Raw genomic sequence first — 21,740 nt, forward strand, 5'->3', positions numbered from 1 at the left:
GTGCGGCGACGATTGCGGCACCTGTTGCGCACCACTCCGGTGGTCGGACTCCGCTGAACCCGGCACGTCGCTGGTCCCCGTCGCGATCAGCTGGGCGAATGCCCGGTGACGCCACCGGGCCGGTACTCCCTCGGCTGCCGCGACCACCTCCGGCACACCCTCTACCAGCGACCACCGCTCCTCAGATTTCAGCGTCAGCCACCGCGCTGCGAGACCAGCCGGGTCGTCGTCGGCGATCCCCAATTCGGACAGCAGCTCCAGTGCACGGCGGCGGGTCTCCTGGCGATCGGCAGGGGCGTCGGGCAGCACGGGCCGCAGTGTCCGGGTGGGATTGCGCAATGCTTCTACCCGTGCGGCAAGCCGGGCCAGCTCCACCTCGGCCAACTCGAGTCGGAAAACGGCGTTTTCGAGATCTGCAATGGCCGCCGCATTTCGGGGCTGCTCGTTGGTCGTCTCCTCCGTTTCTCGATCGGAATCCGTGGTTACCGGAAGGTCGACGCTACTCATCAACGCGTCGAAAGCCTCGCGTTCGCGCAATCGGCGGCCGTCCCTTCTGAGGTCACTCGCGAACGCGCCGGACCGCACATTTTCCCTCGTGTCGAGCAGATCCCACCCGGCGGACTGTCCGGCCCACAACGCCTTGGCATACCATCCGCCGCGCTCCCACTTTGCCGCGCCGTATGCCCGTTCGGTATCCGATACAGGTGATTGCCTACCGTCGGGATCATTCCCACGACCTTGCAGGTAGGCCCGCTGCTGCTCGAGATGTCTCGCTTCCAGGCCCGCGACCAAGGCATCGGCGGCATATTCGATCGCCGGGGACTGCGCCATCGGTTCCTGCCCGGCATCCGCGATCGAGCGCGCAGCACCGGTGACGATATTCTCGGTGAGCGCATCGACATCCGTTCCGCCCGACACCGCCGCGAAGAAATCATTATCACGGGTGACCAACGGAGTGAGCAGTTCATCCACCACTGCCGCCGGAGCCAGCGCAGATACACCCGCCTGGTGCAGGTCCCGCAATCGCTGCTCGATCCGATGTGCGGTCTCCACAGCCACCAGATACGTTCTGTACGCCTGCTCTAGACGGTTGTCCTGATCAAATGGCACGCCAGTGGCGCCGGAATCCGACTTCAGCCTGACGTACTCGACGGCGTCGTTCTCGAGACTCGAACGTAGCGCGTCCACGGCAGCTAGGTCATCGGTCAATGCGGCAAACAACCGCTGCTCCACCGTGCCGGCCTCGACGACCTCACTCCTCTCACCATCCCGGCCCAGCAACCGTTCGCCATCGGGCTCCCCGGGCCCCGAAGAACCCTCCGAGTGGGGCCCATCGGAATCGCCCGGACCGAATTCGGAGCCGATTCCTTCGATCCTATAGTTCGGCCCATAGGCACTGATCGGACCGTAATCACGAGAATCCGCCTCACCCTCCAAAAAGGCCTCGTTGAGGGAAGTTTCGGGCCGGCCCTCGGCGTCACGGCGTATCACCTTTATCCCGGACGCATCACCTGCCCAAATATTCGCCCATTCAGGCAGTTCAGGCTTCACACTCAACTTACCGGATTCGTAATCGGCAAGATCCTTACAGTATCGAGCTACCTCACTGAACGCGTAACGAGATTCCGCGTAACTCAGGTCGACCGCCTCGCCCGCCTCCATCCGGGCTATATCCTCGTCCGAAATCTTCGTCAGATCCAACAATATGAGTTCACTGCCGTTCACGGACCGACGACCACCGAATGCGTGGGAACCGACTTGCCACACATCCTCCCGGTTCTTCCGGGCATAATCGAACACGATTTCCATACGCCAACCCGGCGGGAGGGAATAACACGACTCGACCAGGCCGCCAGGACCATACCGAATATCTCGCGACCACATCGCACCGCGACGCATCGCATAATCGACACCACGTAACTCGGGTGCACCGTCCCCACTGCTCACCGGACGAGAAGAATCCACGGCGAAATGCTCCGGCGTCTGCATCTGCGTCACCAAAAGCATCCGCCAACCGCAATCCGAACCCGTCAACTCCTCGACAGGCGGATTCGTCCCGGTCGCGACCGCACTTCCATCGACAATCCCGCTCCCATCCGACGCCCCGCCGACCGGACCTCGGATCCCCGATCCCCGGCCCATCTCATACAACACTCGAGCACGTCCCACAAAAGGCCCTCGCGCAGAGCCCATCCCAGAGACCTCGGACCCGGGCATCATCCCATCCAGTTCCCCACCACCAGCAGGGGCCGGTGCAGATGCCGAATCCGTCTCCGACATGCTGGACACAGATGACTCGACGGTCACAGACCCACTGGGCTCGACATCTACCCCGATATCCGGGAGCCATATCTGTGTCACACCCCCCGCCTTGTCCACGATCAGGATTTCTTCGAGGCCGCTTACCGGCTTGTCCTGCAACGCACTACGTATCGCGTCCGAATGCACCGGTGTGTTTGCGAGGTTCACAACGATCCGGGTTGGTCGACTCCGCTCGGACAAGGACTGCTCACCCAGTTTTCGCAGACGCCGCACAACCCCGTCTGCGGTGGCGCCGCCCGGCTCGTAAAGACCGAATGGCCGGTCTTCGACGACAAACGCCGCCTTGCGGAGACCGCTTTGCGGTGGAGGATCGATCCGATAGCCGAGTCGGGTCAGGGCTTGGGTCGTCTTGTTCGAGGGCACGGTGGAACCCTCGGGCAAACTCCGATCAGCGTCCGGGACCAGCGACGGAACCGTATGCGGGGAGATTCCGGACAACGAGCCGGTCGTGGGCGCGAACGGCTCCTCCTTCGCGTGCGCGTCCGACGCCGGTGACACCGAATGCTTTTCGGCCAGGATTGTGGCCAGGACACGATCGAGCTCTTCCTCGTTACCGGTACGTTTCAGGTCGGCGAGTTCCCCGATTCGGCGGACCAGGTCGTCATACTTTTGCTGTTGACCGATCAGGCTCCGGGCGGCGGTGAGATGCTCGCTCCGAGCAGGCCGAGACTGTCGGTCATCAGTGGGCAAGTGATCCGGGTTCGAAGGTAGCTCGGTATACGCCGCTTCTACCTCGGCGGAGAGCTGTTCGATGAACTCGCTGTCCAAACTGCCGGACACATCACGCGCTTCACCCCGAGACTCTGTGTAGGCGAGGCGGGCTCGATCCAGCTCAGCGCCGGCCTCGAGCAACTCCGTCACCAAGATATCTGCGGCCCGCACCCTGGTCATCATCAGGCGGTATCGCTCGACGTCGGCTATCAACCCCTGGTTCTCGCTGATCCACCGCTGAAGCCGCTCGGCCCGAGCGGCATCGGCCGTCTCCGCTTCCAACTCCCGGGTGTACCGCCGCACATTGGCCCTCCACTCGGCCACATACTCCGGATCAATCCGCAAGTCATCGTTTTCGAGACCGAACCCGAGCCGGTTCGAAATCTCCCAGCGCGCACGTTCCGCCTCGGCACGCATTGCGTCCAGTTCGGGGCCCAGCACGTCGGCAGACCGCATCGCCGTCCCCTGTTCCGACAACTCGGCCGGATCGGATCCCTCCGCGGCAATATCAGAGGCTTGTCGACCACTCCCCTCAGCCATGGCCAGCACTTGCAGGTACTCGTACATATGCCGGAGGTAACTCCGGACGGCCTCTGCCACCGTCACTTCGTCCCACGAGCCATCGAACTGCCCCGTGAGCTCCGCGGTGATCTCGGCGTGGGTTTTCCCGTCCAATCGCGCCTCGACCATGAACCGGGCTTCGTCCGATTCCAACGCCCCCAACGCCACCACATAATGGTGGTCACCCCGGTTGCGGGCGGACCATAGGGTCGCGCGGACCTCGGCCAACGGAATCGAGGCCGGTTCACGGCCTGCCACTCCAGATCGGATTCGCGAGTCTGAAGCCGAGCCGCCATTATCCGCAGTTTCGTCCGCCCGCAGATGTGCAGGAACCCGAGCCCTTCCGACAAACCCACCGAGACGCGGCATAGACGATCGCGAACCGACTGTGCCCGGCGCCGCAATCACCTGTCCCGGCTCACCGCCGGATCCCTCAGCGACCGTCACCGCGGAGTCAGTCGCGGTCAGAGTTGATGAAGGATCGGATGGTATTTCGGTGTCTTCCGTCGCGCCCCGCGGCGTCACCGCGGCCCGGTTCTTGCCAGCGTCCATTGACTCCCAGAAGCCTGACTCCTCGAGACGCTGGGTGGCCATGACCAGAAGACCTAGCGGATCGACCTGCAGCAGATTGCGAGCCATACCGTCCAGATGCTTGCGGATACCCGCCCGATCGCTCGGCTCAACCGATGTCAACCGGTTCCAGTAGTCGGTCCAGACCGGCATATCCCGGCGCCGCTCTGCCAACACTTCCAACGCATCCACCAGTGCGGCAAACGCATCAATCTGCTCCTCGTGTTTCGGATTCGGATGTTTAACCACCGGTGAATCCGCCACCCGTGCACCTTCCTCGACCGACGGCACAACATAAACTCCGACTGCCGGATCCGACACGCCCCCAACCCGATTGCTTGTTCTGTCGTACCAGTCGAGGATGCCGGGCAACTGCCGATACAAGCCCATGATCCGAAGCGTCGCGACGCGATCGGATACAGGTAGCCCCTCGATGAGCCGGGTCGCCAACCATCGCTGCGCACCCGGACGTGTAGCCGGATTCAGCAGGTCCGAGACCAACTGCGGTCCAAGGCCGAATCCGATCAAGTCCAGAAGCGGGTTGACCACACACTCCACTTGCAGGGCAGCCGCCTGAGCCGAAGTACGGTCCGATTGCCCTATCCCCAGAGCGGGCATGGCAGTCGTCTCGGTGGCAGGAGGCCGGGCTCCCTCCGCGTCCGCTGGCGCTCGCTGGTACGCGGAAGCCCCTGATTCACTGAGTCCAGCGCCGCCTGGAACGCCCAGAGCATCGACATACTTGTCCGCCCACCGATTCTCGTCACCTGAATCCTCCGGCGGATTCTGAGAATTCCAGAACCGAACGACAACCTTCGTGTAGTCACCAGCTGGCCCGATTTCCGACTGAACCTCATCAAGCACAACACGATCGAATTGGAGTAGCCGCTCGGCCATCTTACCGGTGAAAGAATCCCACAGAGCTTCTGTGATAACTGCTCTGGTAATGGGTTCGGCGCTACGCAACCTCGCGTTGAATGTCTCGAGTTGCGACCCACCGAAATCATCGGACCAAGTGTCCTCGATACCTTGGATCACATCGCCGAACTCGGCAACCATCGCTTCGAACATCACCCCACCACGGGGTGTGGCAGGTCCCGTAGCGATCCGGTAGTGCAGAACACCGCCCTGGACGTTGCCGGAAATACCCTGGAAGTCCGGCCCGGTAGCGCGGCCGCCATAGCCGTTCGAGTAGCTCGCTCCATACAACCCATGCTCGACTGAACTAGAGTAGCCGCGGGACTGACCGCTTTTCCTATGGCGCGGGCGAGATTCCTGTGATTCCGCGCCTACCGAACTGTCGGGTCGCACTTCCCCCAGTTCCGCGGAGTAAAACGCGGCGAGGTTGTGTTCCCCCGACAACTCCGTCACGTGAAGGGCATTCGAACGGCGATTCTGTCCGGCCTGTCCTGGATTGCCACCTGCCGCAGTCGCACCGATATCGAACTCTGGCACATCGCCCAGCCGATCGGGATTCAGCAATCGTCCGGTTTCCGGATCCCGGCGCCACGCGGCCTTCCCCGGCTCATCGGCGTCGATGTCCACAACGTGGATCGGCATACGATCAGCGCCCCGGTAGAACACGCCATAATACGCCTGAACCATGTTACTGCCAGCCGGTACCGGATTCGGATCATCGATCTCGAAGCGCACCGGACCGCCTTGCTTATCGCGTAAGGCTTTAAGCTGGAACGCGTGGACCCGCACTGAGGAATGGATCGGATCGAACGGTTTCTGGTGTTCGGTGAAGATCACCGCTCGCCCGACCACTCCGACGCCGTCTCCGGCGAGCTCGCGCATCTTTTCTCTGATATCAGCCAACTCGTCGAACCGCATGGAAAGTCCGCCTGAAGCCCACACTGCTTCAACGGGGTCAGTTCCTTCCGGCCGGTGCGCGGAACTCAGGTCGACCGGCAGCCCCAGACCGGCCAGCGTCCTGGGCACACACCCATTTCGCGGCTCCCCGCTGCGGTACAACACATAACCGTCGGTGCCGTCGGTCACCGGCTGCGGCCCACGGAAATCCGGGCCGACGAGGCCCGCGGCCTCCTCCGCAATATCTACCGCGGCCGCCAGCGCCAGAACCCGTTCGAACTGTTCCCGCAACACCCGGTCGTCCGGTACGCCGGTCCCTCGAGGCCGGGATGCCTGCTCACCTTGTGCGCGCAACGCGATCCGGTGCAGTTCGAACTCGAGCAAACTTCGATCGACCAGCGCCGGTGGAACTCCCAACCAGCTTGCGACCAGTCTCAACTCCGTGTTGCAGAACATCCGCAAGAGCTTCGCGCGAGCCACCCGGCTATTTGTGAGGTCCGCTGGATCCAGGCCGGCTCGGTCCAGAAGATCGGCCAGATGCTGCTCCGGTTCCACGACAATCGGTTCGGTCTGATCAGTCACGGGAGAGTCGGGCATGGTGGCCGCGTCGTCTGTTCGCGAGACCTGGTCCGAGGTCGCCTCCGCCCGGCCACTCGCGAGACGTTCACCGTCAGCGGCATGTACTGTACCATTTGGTGTTTCCACCAGTACTTCCCGAGCAGAGGTTCGGACCACACCGTGACGACGAGTCACCGCACCGGTATACGGCGATATCCATTCGAAATCGACAGGATAATCAACCGGGTCTCGATCTCGGCGGCCGAACACCTCGCCCGAATCTTCGATGGCCTGCAACGCCCGAGCTGCGAGATCGGCCTCGGATTCGCCGTCCACTCCGAGCACAATGAGACGCGGTGCGCCATCCGCGGAACTCATCCCGACATGTCCGGATATCCCGGTGGATCCATTGTCCCCCAGTTCGTGGCGGCGTTCGGCCAGTCGCATAAGCACTTGGTCGGGTACTTCGGTGCCTTCCGCCGACGGGTCGCCCTGCCCGGCGGCGCGTAATTCCTCCTCGGGTACCTGGTATCCGGATTCCGACGGCGGAGGACGGCGCCGTTCTTTTCTCCGCTGTCTGTCGAGTGCCTCGACCAGTAGATCGTGCATTTCCGCACCGGGAACTGTTATCGGGCCGAGCGCCTCGGCTTGGACACCGGCTTCCGCCACGAACTCCGCCGCCTCCAGATCCCCAGAAGCATCGAACCCACGGGCACTGATCTGGTGAAGCCAGGCGTAGAGCCCTACCATGCCCAGTTCCGGGTCCGGCGGGTTCGACGCCACGTACGCTTCGATCACTACGCGTCCTGCCTCGATCGAGGCACGCTTCGCGCCACTCTTGTCCATCACGTGCATTAGTTCGTGAAGAACACAGAGGTAGACGGGCTTATCTCCGCTGTGTATGTACCCGTTCCTGGAAGCGTCATCGAGTACTCGCTCGAACTCCGGCAAGCGCGCAGCCCACTGTCGACTGAACTCGATCGAGTTCCTCCCGTACTCACCTCGTTTCATTTGGGAAAGCGGTGTTTCGGTGGCCGCGTATTCATAACGCGGCATATCCCGGACTTCGGTTTTCACCAGCCCCATCTCCGGATGGGCGGAAAACACGTCGTGCACGGCTTGCGCGAATTGCCTTACGACTTCCACCTCGATCGGTGGTTCGTTGCCCCGGTCCCAGCGATCTTCGAAGTCGACCCGCAGACCGTGCTCTTCTCTGAGGAAATCCGAGATTTCCTGGACGGAACCTTCGGTCAATACCGGCAGGCGGGCCGACGGACGCGACTCGAACCACTCGGCGGGCACAGTCCGGGAAATCGGAGACCCCGCGAGACGTATCGCAGCCGCAGACTCGGCCATCAGCAATCGATACAGCAGCCTGGCCGGCTGCGGTGCCCCGTCGCCGAGTCTATCAACCAATTCGAAGGCGAACTCCACCGCACGCTTACCGTTGAACCCGGCATCATCGAACACATCGCCGATCTGACTCGCCCACCCGGAGAACCCGCCCGCTGGCTCCGACCACGTTGTCGACAGCCACGAAACATAGTTTTCCCGGAGTACCATCTCCGCCCGAAGGCTTGTCGCGTAATACGCCGAAGCGTCCACTGCGGCTCCGAATTTCTGAACTACCGTGCGGTAAATACTGCCGTTGGGCGATGGCTCTTCGAGGAGCCGTGGCGAAATAGTGATCGCATTGATGTAACCGCCGCCCTCGCGCCCACCCCACGGCTCGATACTCAAAGATACCGGTTCGTCGTCGAACGGTTCCATTATCTGCACCGCACGGATATCGATATCCGGGTATCGGGTCAGCATATCGTCCAACGCACGAACGAGTTCCCGCAGCGCCGGTACAGTCAAATTCGAGCCGAGATAGCGCGGGATTTCGATACCGTGCTTGTCGCCCAGCCATCCCATCATTTCCTCGAGCACGCGCCGCGCGGGCCGTGACGCAGCCCAAGAATTCTCCGCGATATTTTCTGCGTCCGTTACAAGTTCTGGTGGAACGTAAACCCCCGCCCGCATCTCGAACTGTGCGTGCAATTCTCCGCCTGCGATAGAACCCAACTCGGAGCCGGATTCTGAAGCCGCAAAGGCATGAATGGCCAGCTTGTCGATCAGCGTGTCGATCGGATCGTCCGGAGAATCCATGCCGAATTCCCGACCCAACCAAATGGCGAAGCTTTCCCGGCCCGCACGATCACTCTGGCGAAACACCCGGAACAGAAGTCGATACTCCGAGTTCTGTTCCGGAGGCACAGCCGTGCGTAACGCTTCACCGAATGCCAATGCCGCGAGGAAGAAGCCCGGCCGGTCGACCGACGCCCCGTACTCGCCGACCACCCGCATCAGTTCGTCGCGGTCGGCGAGCAGCCGCTCGTGCACTGCAATCGCGCGACCCGGCACCACAGCGAAATCCCGGGGGTCGTTGCTATCGCGAATCACCCCTACTCCGCGGATGCCCGGGACGCCGTACTTGGCGAAGAGGTGATGCAGGCCGTCGGCAAACTCGGCGACAGTGACCGCGTCGAGACCGGATGTCTCGAAGCGCACAGCGGAGAAGCCTGCAACAGTATCACCGTCTGTCCGGACACCGTAGCTCTGCCCCAGGCCGGCGAACAGGGCGCCCGTCTCCGACCTCAGCCAGGCCGGTAGGTCCTCAGCCGCTGTTGTCCCGGCGAATTTCAGGGCTGCATGCTCCGCCGGCCCGACACCGTCCTCGGTTGGCGACGCAGACGCAGACGCACTGATGCGCGGGAGGAATATGCGCAACAGACCGTCCCGGAATCCTGAAGCCCGCGACGCGCTGAGCCTGTTCCGGAGCGATGCGATCGATCGCCGGATGCCGAGAGAATCGGCGCTCCTCCCCGCTGTGCCTTCAGCAAGTCCGGTCGTCGTCATTCCGGCATTCGGGTCGCCGATCTCCTGGTAAGCAATCCAGTCGAGGTCAACCTGCTCGGAAGTACCCACTGGGCCTTGCGGCCCGCCGGAACCGCTATCGCTGAAACCTCGGACGCAGAAGTCGATATCGCGCACAGCCCGCAGCGATTGCAGGCGGCCGGTATCCCAATCAGTCGGTTCGCCGAGAACATCCGCGCGCAACAGGCCGCACTCCATGAGAAGTGCGATGCAGTGATCTCGGTGCGCGGTGACCGATGACCGATGCATTACCAGGTTTTCGAGTTGCGCCGAGAGACGAGCCTCATCAGTGCGTAAGGTATTGATTTTGCTCGTCAGGTGGGTGCGTTGCTCGTCGCCCGGGTCGACCCACCGCCGCTGCACATTCGGTATCGCGGTCGGCCGGTCATGCTGTTTTTTCGCCTCGACGAGATCGGCGCGGACTTTCGACCGTTCGCGGTCGATCTGTGCGTAGCGGTCGTCGAAAGCAGCAAGATCTGCGGGTGCGGAGAGGACCGCGGCGGCCGCGTCGACGTATTGGACCGCAGAGGTCAGAGCAACATCGGCGGCAGGCGACCCTGGGACCTTCTGCAGAATTTGCGCTACCAATGCGTCCCGTACCGCGGCCGCGGTACGCCGGTCTGCATGCGTGTCGTCCGCCTCGGCCGGACGCCGGATTTCCGCGGCATTCGCCCGCGCAGCGGAGCCGACGTCCGAGCGCGGTACCCAGCCGTAGTCGGACAACCAGGCCTCCGTGACCGCACCGTCTGCGGCGACTCGCCGCAGTTCGACCGGGATGTTCGCCTCCCGCAACACCTGCAATTCCGCAGGTTCCAGGTAGGGGTCACCGGCAGTGTCGGCGAACAACACCAGTTGCCCATCCGAAAGCCTTCCCCAGGTACCGACCGCAACTCCACCACTTCGGTCGAATTCGTTGCGGACCGCCTGTTGCTGCTCTTCCAGCGTGCGGTCGTATTCGGCGACGAGAACGGATATCGCCTGCATACCAGGGTCGTCCAAATTCACGTTGTCCGCGGACAACTGTTCCCGCGCTGCGGACACCAGTCGGCTGGTGACAAGTTGCTCCGGATCAGGGACCAGACCGGCAAGTGCCTCGACCAGTTCACCCGCTATCCGCAGTTGTTCGGAGTTCGGGGCGACTTTCGGCGCATCGAATGATGCCCGAAGACATGTGTCGACCGCTGCCGCCAGAGACTCGACGGGAACTCCCGCGGTAGCCGCCGCCTGCACCCGGTACCCGATTTCTGCCAGCGCATCGTAATCGCTGGAGGAAACCGGCCGCGACCGAAGGATCAGGTCACCTAGTTCCTTTACCAGTCTCCGGGTATAGCGTCCGGGCCAACCTTCAGGGAGCAGCCCCGGCGGGTCTGTCTCATATGCAGGGCGCTCGGAACCCGAGTCCACGTCCTTCGTCCGCCCACGCTCGATCCTGTCCAGCACCTCGAGGAGATTCTGCGCAAGAGATCGCGGATCGGTGGGCTCGGGTTCAGGCTCGGGCTGCCTCCACCCGGTCTCTGGCACTTCGATCGTCGTGCCATCGATGGTGGAACGAAGGCTACCTGTCCGACGCAGGGCTGTGCCGTGATCGTCGACCAGCCAGAACTCCACCTCGGTGTTCTCGCCCAGGCCGGCGAACGCGTCAGGATTGTTCGCGAGCGCAGTAGCCAGTCGATCACGCACCGTGTCCGGCGACTGGCTGCGGTCGGCAATCATTACGAGGTGCGGAACGCCGGTCGCCGACACCAACCCCACTTGATTCGGCCCGTCCGCCACGAACGTGCACTGCTGTTCTCCAGCGTCGTTCTCGACGCCGAAAAGTTCGGATGCGAACAGTGTGCGTTGTTTCGCCCGCTCGAGCAGGCCGGTGGCGGCTGTGTCGATCTTGGCGAGCTCACGATCGATGAGCGCGTTCAGTCCCGCGCCCTGTGCGGCGTCGGGGTGGGAATCCGCCTGCTGCCGCAGCGCGTTCTCGGTTTCCCGGACTTCGGCCGCGGCCGCGGCGACCGCCAGCTCGTTGATCGCCCGCAACTGTTCCTGCTTCCCCGGCAGTGGCGTCGTTTCCGGGTCGCCCGAGTCCGGCAGCTCGGCTATCAGCCCGCCGGCCTGCTCCTGCCACTTGTTCCACGCATCGGCACGGCCCGTCAGCAAAGTTTCCCGCAGCTGCCTCGCGGTGCGGAAAGTGGCGCGGTCCTCGGGTGAAAGCGTCGACCCGGTGGTGTCGAAGGCAGCGAGTTCCGCGAGCGAGGGCACCGTCCCTGCCGAGGCCGGCGCACCACCACGGCGCAACAACCGCTCGAGAGTCCTGGCGTTCTCTGCAAGTCGCTCATCGTAACGATTCACCGATGCGGCGGCTTCGAACAGGGCAAGTACGGCGGCGGCCGTTTCGCGTACCCGCGAAGCGGGAATCGCAGCGATGTTCTGCACGGTCAACGCTTCCGCGGCTGTCCACAGGTCCCCGCTGCGCACATCGTCCGCGGCCACCGGATGGGGGGGCTCGTCCACCGAGGTCCATTCCCCGGACGCTCCCCGCCGCTCGGTCACCGAACGGCCGGCGCCATCGACCCGGACCCGCAGATATCCCAACTCCACCGGGCTGCCCTCGGGCAGGACAACCGGTTCGACAGTCCTCCCCGCCACGTCTACCTCGGGATCTGTGAGACCCTCGGGCATCACCCACACCATCCGGCCGGGAAGCAACGCCCCCCATTTACCGAACTCGACTCCGCCCAGCCGTTTCCGTTCCACGCGGGCGGCGGCACGCACCAAGTCACTGTGCTCGCTCAACACCTGCTGTAGGAGCTGAAGTCCCCTGTCCCCTGTCCCCCGCCCAGCCGGACCCGACGCCGCCACCACACTGCGTGCATCCGCCAGCGGCTCGTCGAGCGTCAACTCTGTGGGGTTGCGATTCATCAGCCGAGCCGGGTGATCGAGGAACGCATCCAACCCGGCGATTAGGCGGCGGGCCATATCCTGGGCATCGCTCGGTCCGAACAAGGGAGCATTCGACGGCACTACTCCCGCATCCGCGAGCACCGCCACAATCGGGCCCCACGTCGATTCGGGAAGATCCGCTCGGCCGGCAACCCGATACGCCGCCGTCCGCAGCTCCGCCGGCGACAACGCTTCCAGGTCCGGCACCAGACCCCGCAACACATCCGCCAATGAGGGCTCGACCGGCACCGCCGGTTCGGAATCGATCCGCTCCCAAGATGGCACGCCGAACTGTACGAAGAAGCCGCGATCCGGAAGCGGTTTCGCCGAATGTGGCTCGTCCACCGCGGACGGGGTAGCTCCGGCGGCAGGGCTACGACTGGTTTCCACGGGGGCGGAAATGCCGCTCCGCGCCGAATCGCTGTCGGCAACGCGGGCGCCGAATCGCGATTCGAGGGTATCGCGAGCTTCTTCGAGGATGGCCAGGCGAGAGAAGGCGGCGGGTGGGTCCGAACCCACGACTTCGTCGGACGCCAGCAGGGCTTCCGCCCGAATTCGGTGAGCTTCACGCTCCCGCTTGCCGGCGACCAATGATTTCATCTGCGCCGACATGTGAATGGTGTGATCGGCTACGGCGTCGGCGATGTCGTCCGGATTACGCAGATGGAGAGCAGTCAGGATCTCTATCGACCGGCTACGCGCGACATCCCCGGTGCGCTCGTCCAGCTGATGTTCCGCGACGCCGGCGGTCTCGTCATCCGAACCCGGCTCCGGCTCGGGCCGGGAACGCAAAATGTCCAAGAGGGTGCGCAGGGCGTATTCCTGACGCAATGTCGTGCTCGCCGGATCGGTGTGGACTCGTCGGGAAGTCTGCGACTGCTGATGTCTCGGCCGTCCGGAGGCATCGATCATCACCTGGTGGTATTCGACCTGAACGCCCGCGTCTCGCAGCTCCCGGCGAGTCTGTTCGTCGAGGACCGAATCATCGGTTCCCGCGGGCACCACGACCTTCACGACCCCGTCGACGACCCTGCCCCAGCGCCCGATCCGGAGGCCATCCACGCCGGATGAGTTCGATCGCGTCGCGTTGTCCCAGCGCTCCACGATCTGATCCGCCGCCCACTCGACCACTTCCGCATGCTGCCTGTCGTAGTCGGCCAATGCCGCGGTCAGCTCCTGCACGGTCGCTGCCGGCAGACCCTGTGTGGTCAGCGCCGTCCGCGCCAGTTCCACCAGTTCGCCGAACGGTTTCTGGTCGAGTGTCTTCTTCCACTGTGCGGCGGCTTCCTCGGTGAAACGTTCCTCGTCCTCGTCCGATCCACCAGCGGCCCCCGCTCCGCTCGGGACCGGGCGAAGATTCGCCAATGCGCGCCGGAGCCGGGGGCCGATATCGGGAAGGGTGGACATCGCGGCCGGCTGCCCCGGAAGTAACGGGACCTCGAATCGGAACCGGTTCTTCCAGCCGAAATCCGAACTGTCCGCGATATCGGCGTCCGCCTGGAGACCCATGGCATGGTGGCGCACTGCGGGACCGAACAGATCACTGTGATCCGATCGGTCCAGAACGTCGTCGGGCAGCCGGTCACCGAGATCGAAAAGCTGGACCCGCAGTCGCTGCTGTCCCGACGCGCGATCGGTGAGAACGTCGGCTTCCAGCCGGGCGCGGCGATCCCCCGCTCGTGCCACAGCCTCGTCGAGCGCCTCGCGGACGGCATCCCGCGCGGCCTCGGCCCGACTCTGCGGCCAGTCCGAAATCAGCAGATCCAGCGCGCGCAGCGCCATCTCGATACCTGCATCGGCATCGCCACCGTCGATGGTCGCACCGAAAGCGGTCAGACCAGTGCCGTGGTCCACCTCATCGTCACCGAGGTCTAGTTCGACACCGAGGTATGGGTCGACGATTGCATGTCCATCGGAAATCAGCTCGAGATCGCCAGGACCCGACAGCTCGTAGATCCCGTTGTCGCCGCCCATCGGCGTCAGCTGAACATCCTTGTCCGGAGAGTGACCACTCGACGGGCCATCTGGTCCCGCAGCCTGCATCGCTTCGACGAGCCATGGCATACTTCGCTTTTTCAACCAGGAGTGCAGGTGGTCGCGCAGATCCGTTGCGAATCGATCTGAACCGGAAGCAGTTTCGCCCTGCAGCACCGACGCAACCGATACCGTCGCGACAGCATCCTCCCCTATCGGAGCAGCGCGGGCGAATCTGTCATCATCGAGAATGGTATCCACCGAGCCACCGGATCGCTGGGCGAAACCCACGTTTGGACCAGCGACACCGGCCCAACCGCCATGTGCCGACCCGGCGCTATCCGCGGATGCCGCTTTCCCAGCCGTCGACCGGATGACATTCGGTGGCTTCAGGCCGACCATGAAACGGACTTCGCTCTGGCCCTCTGTGTTCCACCCGGTCTCCCAGCTGTCGGAGTACTGCTCGACCGCGTCGATCCGGCGACCGTACGCACTCTGCGCTGAGCTCCCGCTGCCTCCCGGTGAAGCCATCGACATACCGGCCGATGGAAGGTCGATCCCGGGGAGTCCGGCAGCGGCGGCAGCCGGTACCGATCCGGTAGTGCTCCGAACACGACCTGTCAGCTCGGCAGCACGCAACTTCAGATCCGGCACGGCGTCCACTACCCGGACCTGTAGCCCCCCGTCTGCTGTGGCCATGGCGATCAACCGCGCGTTCGCTCCCGTCCGGCGTACCGCATCGGTGATCGCCGCCGTGACCGCCTCCCGGGTTCGCTGCGTACGGGCCTGATAGGCCCGCCACTCCTGCTGCTGCGCCGGCGTGAGCGTCGCAGGGCGATCGGGGACCGGAACCAGTGCCATCACCTCGTCGACTACGCGGGTGACGTCGTCTTCGGCGCCGAAGAATCCGTCGCCGACTACTCGGGAAACGATGCCGCCGCTGGATACACCGGCCGCGGCAGGGGTCTCGGCCCGCTCCGCACCGGACGTTCCGGATCCTTCCTTCCCGTCGGCCCCCGCCGCGTCGTCCGGCGAAATCCAGGCCCGTACCGCTTCCTCCAGTTGCTCCAGCCGCTGCAGACGTTGCACCTCGGTCAGCGACCGGCCGGTCGGGTCGGAGCCGTCGACCCCGAGCAACATCTCCGCCAGCAACTGACGCGCCTTTGCGCGCTCGGATTCGGAACCTGTGAACTGTTCGTCTACCTGCTGAAAGAGCCGGCCGGCCACCTCATCGGCTTTTGCCCGCACTTCAGCGATATTCACGTCCGGCTCGGCCGATACCCCCGCAAGTGACGCACCCTGATCGAACCGGTCCGCGACATTGGCCGCGAGGTTCTTCATCTGCATCAGCCGGACATGCTCGTTCACCTCCTTGGTAGCCGCACCTCCGTCCGCAGGCTCGTTCTGGAAGGTAGCCTGCTGAACGATCTGCGCGACCGCCTCGTCCACGGCCTGATGAGCCGCAACCCGTTCGCCCGACTGGACAAGTTTGTCGTCGATATCAGTGTGCATTCGGCGGACGGCATAATCCGCGCGTGCTTTCGCCTCTTCCTTGCTCATCCACGTATTCAGATCGTGGAAGCGCTGCTGGTCCTGCACGGGCATACCAGCGAATTCCGATGCGCCGTGGTATCCGTAGACCATACTCGACGGTGCGCCCATAAGCGCCCCGCTCGTCAAGGACAGCCAGCTGAATTGCCCGGCCGCCAAGCCACCGAACAAAGCCCCCACGATACCCGCACCGGCGCCCTGGAGCCCCCCGCGGGTCATCGACGCCCACCTGTTGTCCAGCGGCAGCACATGCGCCAGCCATGGCGACCGGCTCATCACCCGATGCAGGTAATGCCCGCCCCAGCCGCCCGCCGCACCGCCGGCAGCGGACGGCCATAGGTTCGCGATAATCGGTGCCCAGTCGACATCGTCCTGACGACCTTTGAGCATCAAAGTCCACTGGATCAACAGTTCTTCGAAGGTTCCCTGAAAGAGCTCTTGAAATGCTTCCTGGATCATTTCATACGTGAAGCCCACGGCAATGGCTTCATAGATCGGTGCCTTCGGAAAACGAGAGAGCACAGGTGCCTTTGCCAGACCGTGACCGAGCCATCCGATCGCTTTTCGCAGTCCCGCACCGAGCGCCTGACAAGCCGCACGACCGCGTGCGATGGCAGCCCACTTCAGAGGCACCCCGGCGGGACCGAGAAACGCCGCGACAGCAACCTCACCGGCGGTCCAGATCAGGGTCATGATCTGGCCCATTTTTGTGCTGAACACCTGATTGCCGAACAAGCCGATGTAATCCACCAGGGCCTGGGCGCTGTCCGAGATATCCTGCCCGATGAAACGAAGATCCCGAATATGCTGTTCGAGTACCTCCGCGCCCTCCCCCTCCATATAGCCCAGCACCGATTGCCGTGCCCACTCCAGTGCCTCGGCGTCGTATTCGCCGTTATCGATCTCCACCTGGAGCTCGTCGGCGATACTCCAGATCTCGTCGGCATCGGCCTCCGGCCAGGAACCACCGACGACGACTGCCCAGAGCCACCCCAGATCCGCTGCCACCGGCAATTACACCCAGTCGCGATCCAGGACCGCGGAACCCTTTGCTTCGCCGGACACCTGGCCCAAATCGACAGTCTCGTCGAATTCCATCGTCAGGCTGTCCTCGTCCGGGTGCACAGCCACCGGAGATGCCTTCTCATCGCCCACAGATTTCTCCGGGGCCACTTCATCTTCTGGAACTCCGACCGGCTTCGCAGTTTCCGGCCTCTCCGGACCGTCCAGAACACCCACCACAGCTTCCATACCAGGGAAACCTTCAACCAGCTCCGACAGCTTCGGCATCCGGCCACGCTGCTCATGCAAAGGATCGAACAGTTCGCCCCCGCGTCGTTCCGCCTCGGCGGCAGCCTCCCCGGACGCAGCGAGAATCGCTTCCACGAGTTCGGCATGACTTAATTCATGAGCTTGCGGAGAAAGCTCCAGATCGACAAGACGCCCCTGCGCGTCCACTGTCACGGTAACCCGATCGCCCTCGGCAGCAGCGCTCACCCTGAGTTCACGACGCTCCCGCTCCAACTCACCTATCCGGCGGATCTGCTCCTGAAGACCATCGACGATCGCATCCATCCGCGAATCGCTCTTCGCGATACGGCCATTCCACATTCCCTACCCCTTCACCGATGCCGCCGATCCGGCAGCCACTGAAGACGTTCAGCCGAACGACCGGCTCGACACGTCCTCGGCCGCGCTGAACCGATCGACCTGGTCGGACTGAGCGCGATATACATCACCGGCATAGCGCTGCATGACGCCCGCGCCCTCCGTTGTCGCCTCCAAGGCCGTACGAATGCCGGGTCTACCAGCGGACCCTTCGAAAAAGTCTCTCGCGTAATCGTCACTACCGCAGGCCGCCGGCAGCCGGGACAGAATCTGCACCACCCGCGATGTCCAGGATTCGACGGCGTCCCTGGTGTCGGCCCCTTTGGCGGAAGCTCTCCGCAGTGCGTCGAGGTCAACTTCGATATTCGCCATTTTTCCTTCCTCCTCGCTCGCTCTGACGCCGCCCGCCGAGAACTGGGCGCACACTCCGATGCCGCCGCACGTGACATGCTGACAACGATCGTGGCACAAACCCGAGCCGCCAGTCGCTCAAGAAAACGTAAACCCAGATGTTCTTTCCGGAGAAGCGAGATCGGAGACGGACAGCGCTTCCGCCTGGGTACTGCTACAGCCGTGCCAGCCGAAGCAGTTGAGGTAGAACCACTTCCGAATCTCCGAGTCCAGCCGCCGGACGGTTGCGCTGAGATCGTCGAGCCGAGCCCTGTCGAGATTTCGTGACTTCTCTGCTGGGCCCGGAGACCGGCGGCCGACACGTCCCGTTCGATATTTGTCTTGCGGTGCCGCGTCGCGAGGCGGTCGAGGTCTTCTTCGGCGCGCTCGCTCCGCCCGTCCAGTGCCGCAACTTCGGTGTCGAGCTGGGTTGTTCGTCTGCGCAGTTCACGGGTATGTTCGCCCGCTGCAGGGCACGCAGGTCTTCCGGTTCCAGCGCCGAGAGTGTCGCCTCGGTGGTCACAGCGATCAGCCCCGCCATCCGCCCCTCGGTCCCACGAACCGATCGGCACACCGTCCATCTGCTCGAAATGGTTACGGGCGGCCGCCGCACACTCCAGGGCAGCTGCACGGCAGCCTCTGCGTAGGCGCTCGAGGACTGGGACACCCGGCGTCTTCGAAGTCCATCGCCGGGCTTTCGAGCGCGTTATCTGCCTGTTCGGCCGCCGTCAGCCCGACAGGCACGTCGATACCAAACCCGGCGAGGCCGGCACGGCGCTGCTCGCAGAAATCGTGGCTTTGGGCAATGTGTGGGCGACGGCTCGTTGGCCCACGCGTGAGTGCCCGGCGATCCCGACTTCCGTGAGCTGAGCGTACCAGGTTTCGGGGGTCCGCAGCCGTTCGATACACGACCGACCTGACCATCCGACTCGAGAAGCCGTCGAAATCACCGCTTGGGGAAAGCTTTCCGTCGACACCCATTGCCAAGCATCCCCCGTCCACAGGTCGCGACGTGCCTACCATCGCACCCTGCACACCACTGGTCCGTGCAAGGCTGAACAACCTGGCGCGTTCCCCGGAACTCGGTCCTACACGGTTGCCCAGGTAGCTCTCAGCGTTCCCGAAGAACCAAGGGAAGCCCACCCCTGGGCTGACAGGTCACCACATACCGGGGTTCCACTCGGAAACCCTCGAGGATCGTGAACTCGAAGTTCCGGACCAGCGCACTCACGACCATCTGAGTGATACTCGTCGCCAAACGTTCACCGATACACACCCGGCTACCTTTGCCGAACGGATAGTAGGCATGACGCATCCGCGAAGTGAACCGGTCGGGCGCGAACCGATCCGGATCGAATGATTCCGGATCATCCCAATATCGTGGATCACGATGAGTGATATGCGGATTGAGGATGATCCGCGCCTTCGCCGGCAGCCGGTACGGGCCGAGGGTATCGGAGTCGACGGTCTCGCGGAACCAGATCGGGAACGGTGGATGCAGCCGGAACGCCTCATGGATCACCCGGCGCTGGTATTCGAGTCGGGACAGCTCGGCGAGCGCAAGCGATTCGCCGGACGCCACCCGATCCAACTCGGCGACCAATTTGTCGGCGATTTCGGGGTGGCGGGCCAGCTCGTACGATATCCAGGTCGTTCCGGTCGCGGTGGTTTCGTAACCGGCCATGAACAGGGTGAAGATCTCATCCCGTAATTGCCGGTCGGTCATCCGCTCCCCGGTCTCGCTGTCCTCGGCAGCGAGCAGAAGCCCGAGCAGGTCCTCGGGATCGTCGTCGCTGCCGCGGCGCTCGCCGATGATGCGAAACACCTCGCTGTCGAGTTCGGCTACCGCTAGCCGGTAGGCCGTGGTACCTGGCATCGGCAGCCGGTCGGGGAGGAAGAACGTCCACACTTTCGACGCAAGTCCCACGAATACCTGCGAGGTCAGCTCACGGAGCCGGTCGGCCCGCGGCCCGTCGATCGAGGTACTGAACAAGGCGCCGAGCACGATTTCGACATTGAGGCGGATCGACTCGTCGAGAATATTCACCGGCACACCTCGTCGCGCACCGTCGCACCAGCGGGCCACTGCGCGTTCGACGCAAGCCGCGACATGGGCTTCCATGGCTTCCAGCTGCCGACTGTGGAATGCGGGCTGCATGAACCGGCGCTGCCGCTTCCAATAGTCGCCCTCGCTGGTCACCAAACCATTGCCCAGCGCCGCCCGGAACGGCCGCATCATCGACCCTTTCGGGTAGTTGGCGGCGTGTGTCACCAGGATCCGGCGGATGTGGTCCGGGTGACTGACCACGAAGATACGCAGGGCCGCGGGCCCGATCCGAACCAAGCCGTCATAGCTGGCGGCGGCATCCATGAGATACGCGAAAGGATCCCGGATCAGGCCGGGACGAAGCCCGGCTGTGGGGATCGGTAGCGGCGGAAGCTCGGTGGCGTCGGACAATTCGGTTCGAGGCGAACGGGATTGTGCCGGTCCTGCATCCGAGTCATCGCGGTCTAGCACTGTGAATCCTCCTGCCGCGAACGGCGACGTGGTGCCCTGATATTGCGCTGTGGTCTCCGTCCGGCACCGGAGTTCACCCAGCGACCATAAGCCGCCGGTGCGCAAGGAAAGCACGGGGCGCGCGAAATTTACATCATGCTGAGCTTCGTCACACACTGCCCGGCGCGGACAATAAGCTACCCGACTACATCGACTCGATACTACCGACCGCTCCCGACTCGAAGCACCGGAAACCGGCGAGATTTCTCGCCGATTCCACCTTAAAACGCCGTAAAACACATATCTCCGGAAGTCGTCCGGGAAAATTCCGGGCTATCATTCGAACGCGGCCTCCCGAATCCGGAGTGCTGGTTCGAGCCAGTTTCTCCTGAATCGACGGACCCTGCAATTACACCCCGAGCAAAGGTAGCGGGAATGACTATGAGATCGGTCGCGGTCGTTCTCGCGGCAGCCATCGAATCGGTCGGTTTCGCCACGTGGGCCGCACTTCCCGCAGCAGCGGCAGGATCGCCGGACTTGTCCGTCACCGCATCACCGGTCTCCGCGGCAATCGGGGCCACCGCACCTCTGAACGTAACACTCCGCAACACCGGATCAGGTCCCGCGGCACAGGCAACACTTCGCTTCGTCGCGCCGGCGGGCGCGACGCTCGAGAATATCCCCGGTTGCTCCATCAACTCGGACAACACGCAGGTCACGTGCAAGACCCCGGTCGACGACTCGCTTGGTCCCGGATGGAGTTCGACCTCGACCATCAACGTCCGCGTCAATTCTCCTTCGGCCTACTTGGCCCCCGGGACCATCACCCTGGCCACCGACAACGACTCCGATCCCACCGACAACACCGCGCCCCTCCGGGTCACGAATCCGGACGGCGGAATTCCGGGCCTGGGCAGCAGTATTCCCTCCGGAAGCAGCTGATCACCCCCGGAAGACAGCCATGAGGTGCGGATCGACGAATCCGCACCTCATGGCTATTATTCGGCCGTGCGTCACCATGCGTGTGCGATCGTCTCCACGCTCGGCGCTGTCGGCCTGATCCCGCTCCGCGGCACCCTGACCGACACAGCTCCCACAGTGCGCCCGCATCGCTCCCGACGTTCCTCCGTTGCGCCACCAGCGATGTTGAATCGTCGCGCCTCGACGGGCAGAGCGCAGCACTTCGACAACATCAACGGACTTCAAATTCTCACCGGCGCACCTGCGTTCCAACTCTTACGCTTCTACTCTGCACCTCATCGCAATACATTGCCTGCCAGGATGGAAGCGCCCTTCGCCGCGGCAGGTGTTCGAATCGGGGTACGCGGCTTCCGGC

At 63.6% G+C, this 21,740-nt stretch carries 5 protein-coding genes (1 of these 5 running past the window's edge); 1 reads left to right on the top strand and 4 read right to left on the bottom strand.

What is annotated here, in order from left to right; translation table 11 throughout:
- The 4 genes from NFL01S_RS01370 to NFL01S_RS01390 all read right to left on the bottom strand — a co-directional run.
- A protein-coding gene (locus tag NFL01S_RS01370; RefSeq protein WP_157116132.1) for an amidohydrolase family protein crosses the window boundary here: on the bottom strand, positions 1-16,917 show its 5' portion. The gene continues 45,354 nt to the left of window position 1, outside the view; only the first 16,917 of its 62,271 coding nucleotides appear in the window; it begins with the start codon at positions 16,915-16,917; its stop codon lies off the left edge, out of view.
- A 6-nt stretch (positions 16,918-16,923) separates the two neighbouring features.
- Positions 16,924-17,484 (bottom strand): YbaB/EbfC family nucleoid-associated protein, encoded by a 561-nt coding sequence (locus NFL01S_RS01375; protein WP_168433853.1) that lies wholly within the window; start codon positions 17,482-17,484, stop codon positions 16,924-16,926.
- An 84-nt stretch (positions 17,485-17,568) separates the two neighbouring features.
- Complete coding sequence (locus NFL01S_RS01380; protein WP_157116134.1) at positions 17,569-17,889, bottom strand: hypothetical protein; 321 nt, start codon at positions 17,887-17,889, stop codon at positions 17,569-17,571.
- A gap of 1,129 nt (positions 17,890-19,018) precedes the next feature.
- Complete coding sequence (locus NFL01S_RS01390; protein WP_062970630.1) at positions 19,019-20,365, bottom strand: cytochrome P450; 1,347 nt, start codon at positions 20,363-20,365, stop codon at positions 19,019-19,021.
- Between the two features lie 474 nt (positions 20,366-20,839).
- Between NFL01S_RS01390 and NFL01S_RS01395 the strand changes: the two genes are divergently transcribed.
- Complete coding sequence (locus tag NFL01S_RS01395) at positions 20,840-21,346, top strand: DUF11 domain-containing protein (protein ID WP_157116136.1); 507 nt, start codon at positions 20,840-20,842, stop codon at positions 21,344-21,346.
- The last annotated feature ends 394 nt before the right edge of the window (positions 21,347-21,740 follow it).

Origin of the sequence: Nocardia flavorosea NBRC 108225, assembly GCF_001613385.1 — a bacterium.
GTDB lineage: Bacteria > Actinomycetota > Actinomycetes > Mycobacteriales > Mycobacteriaceae > Nocardia > Nocardia flavorosea.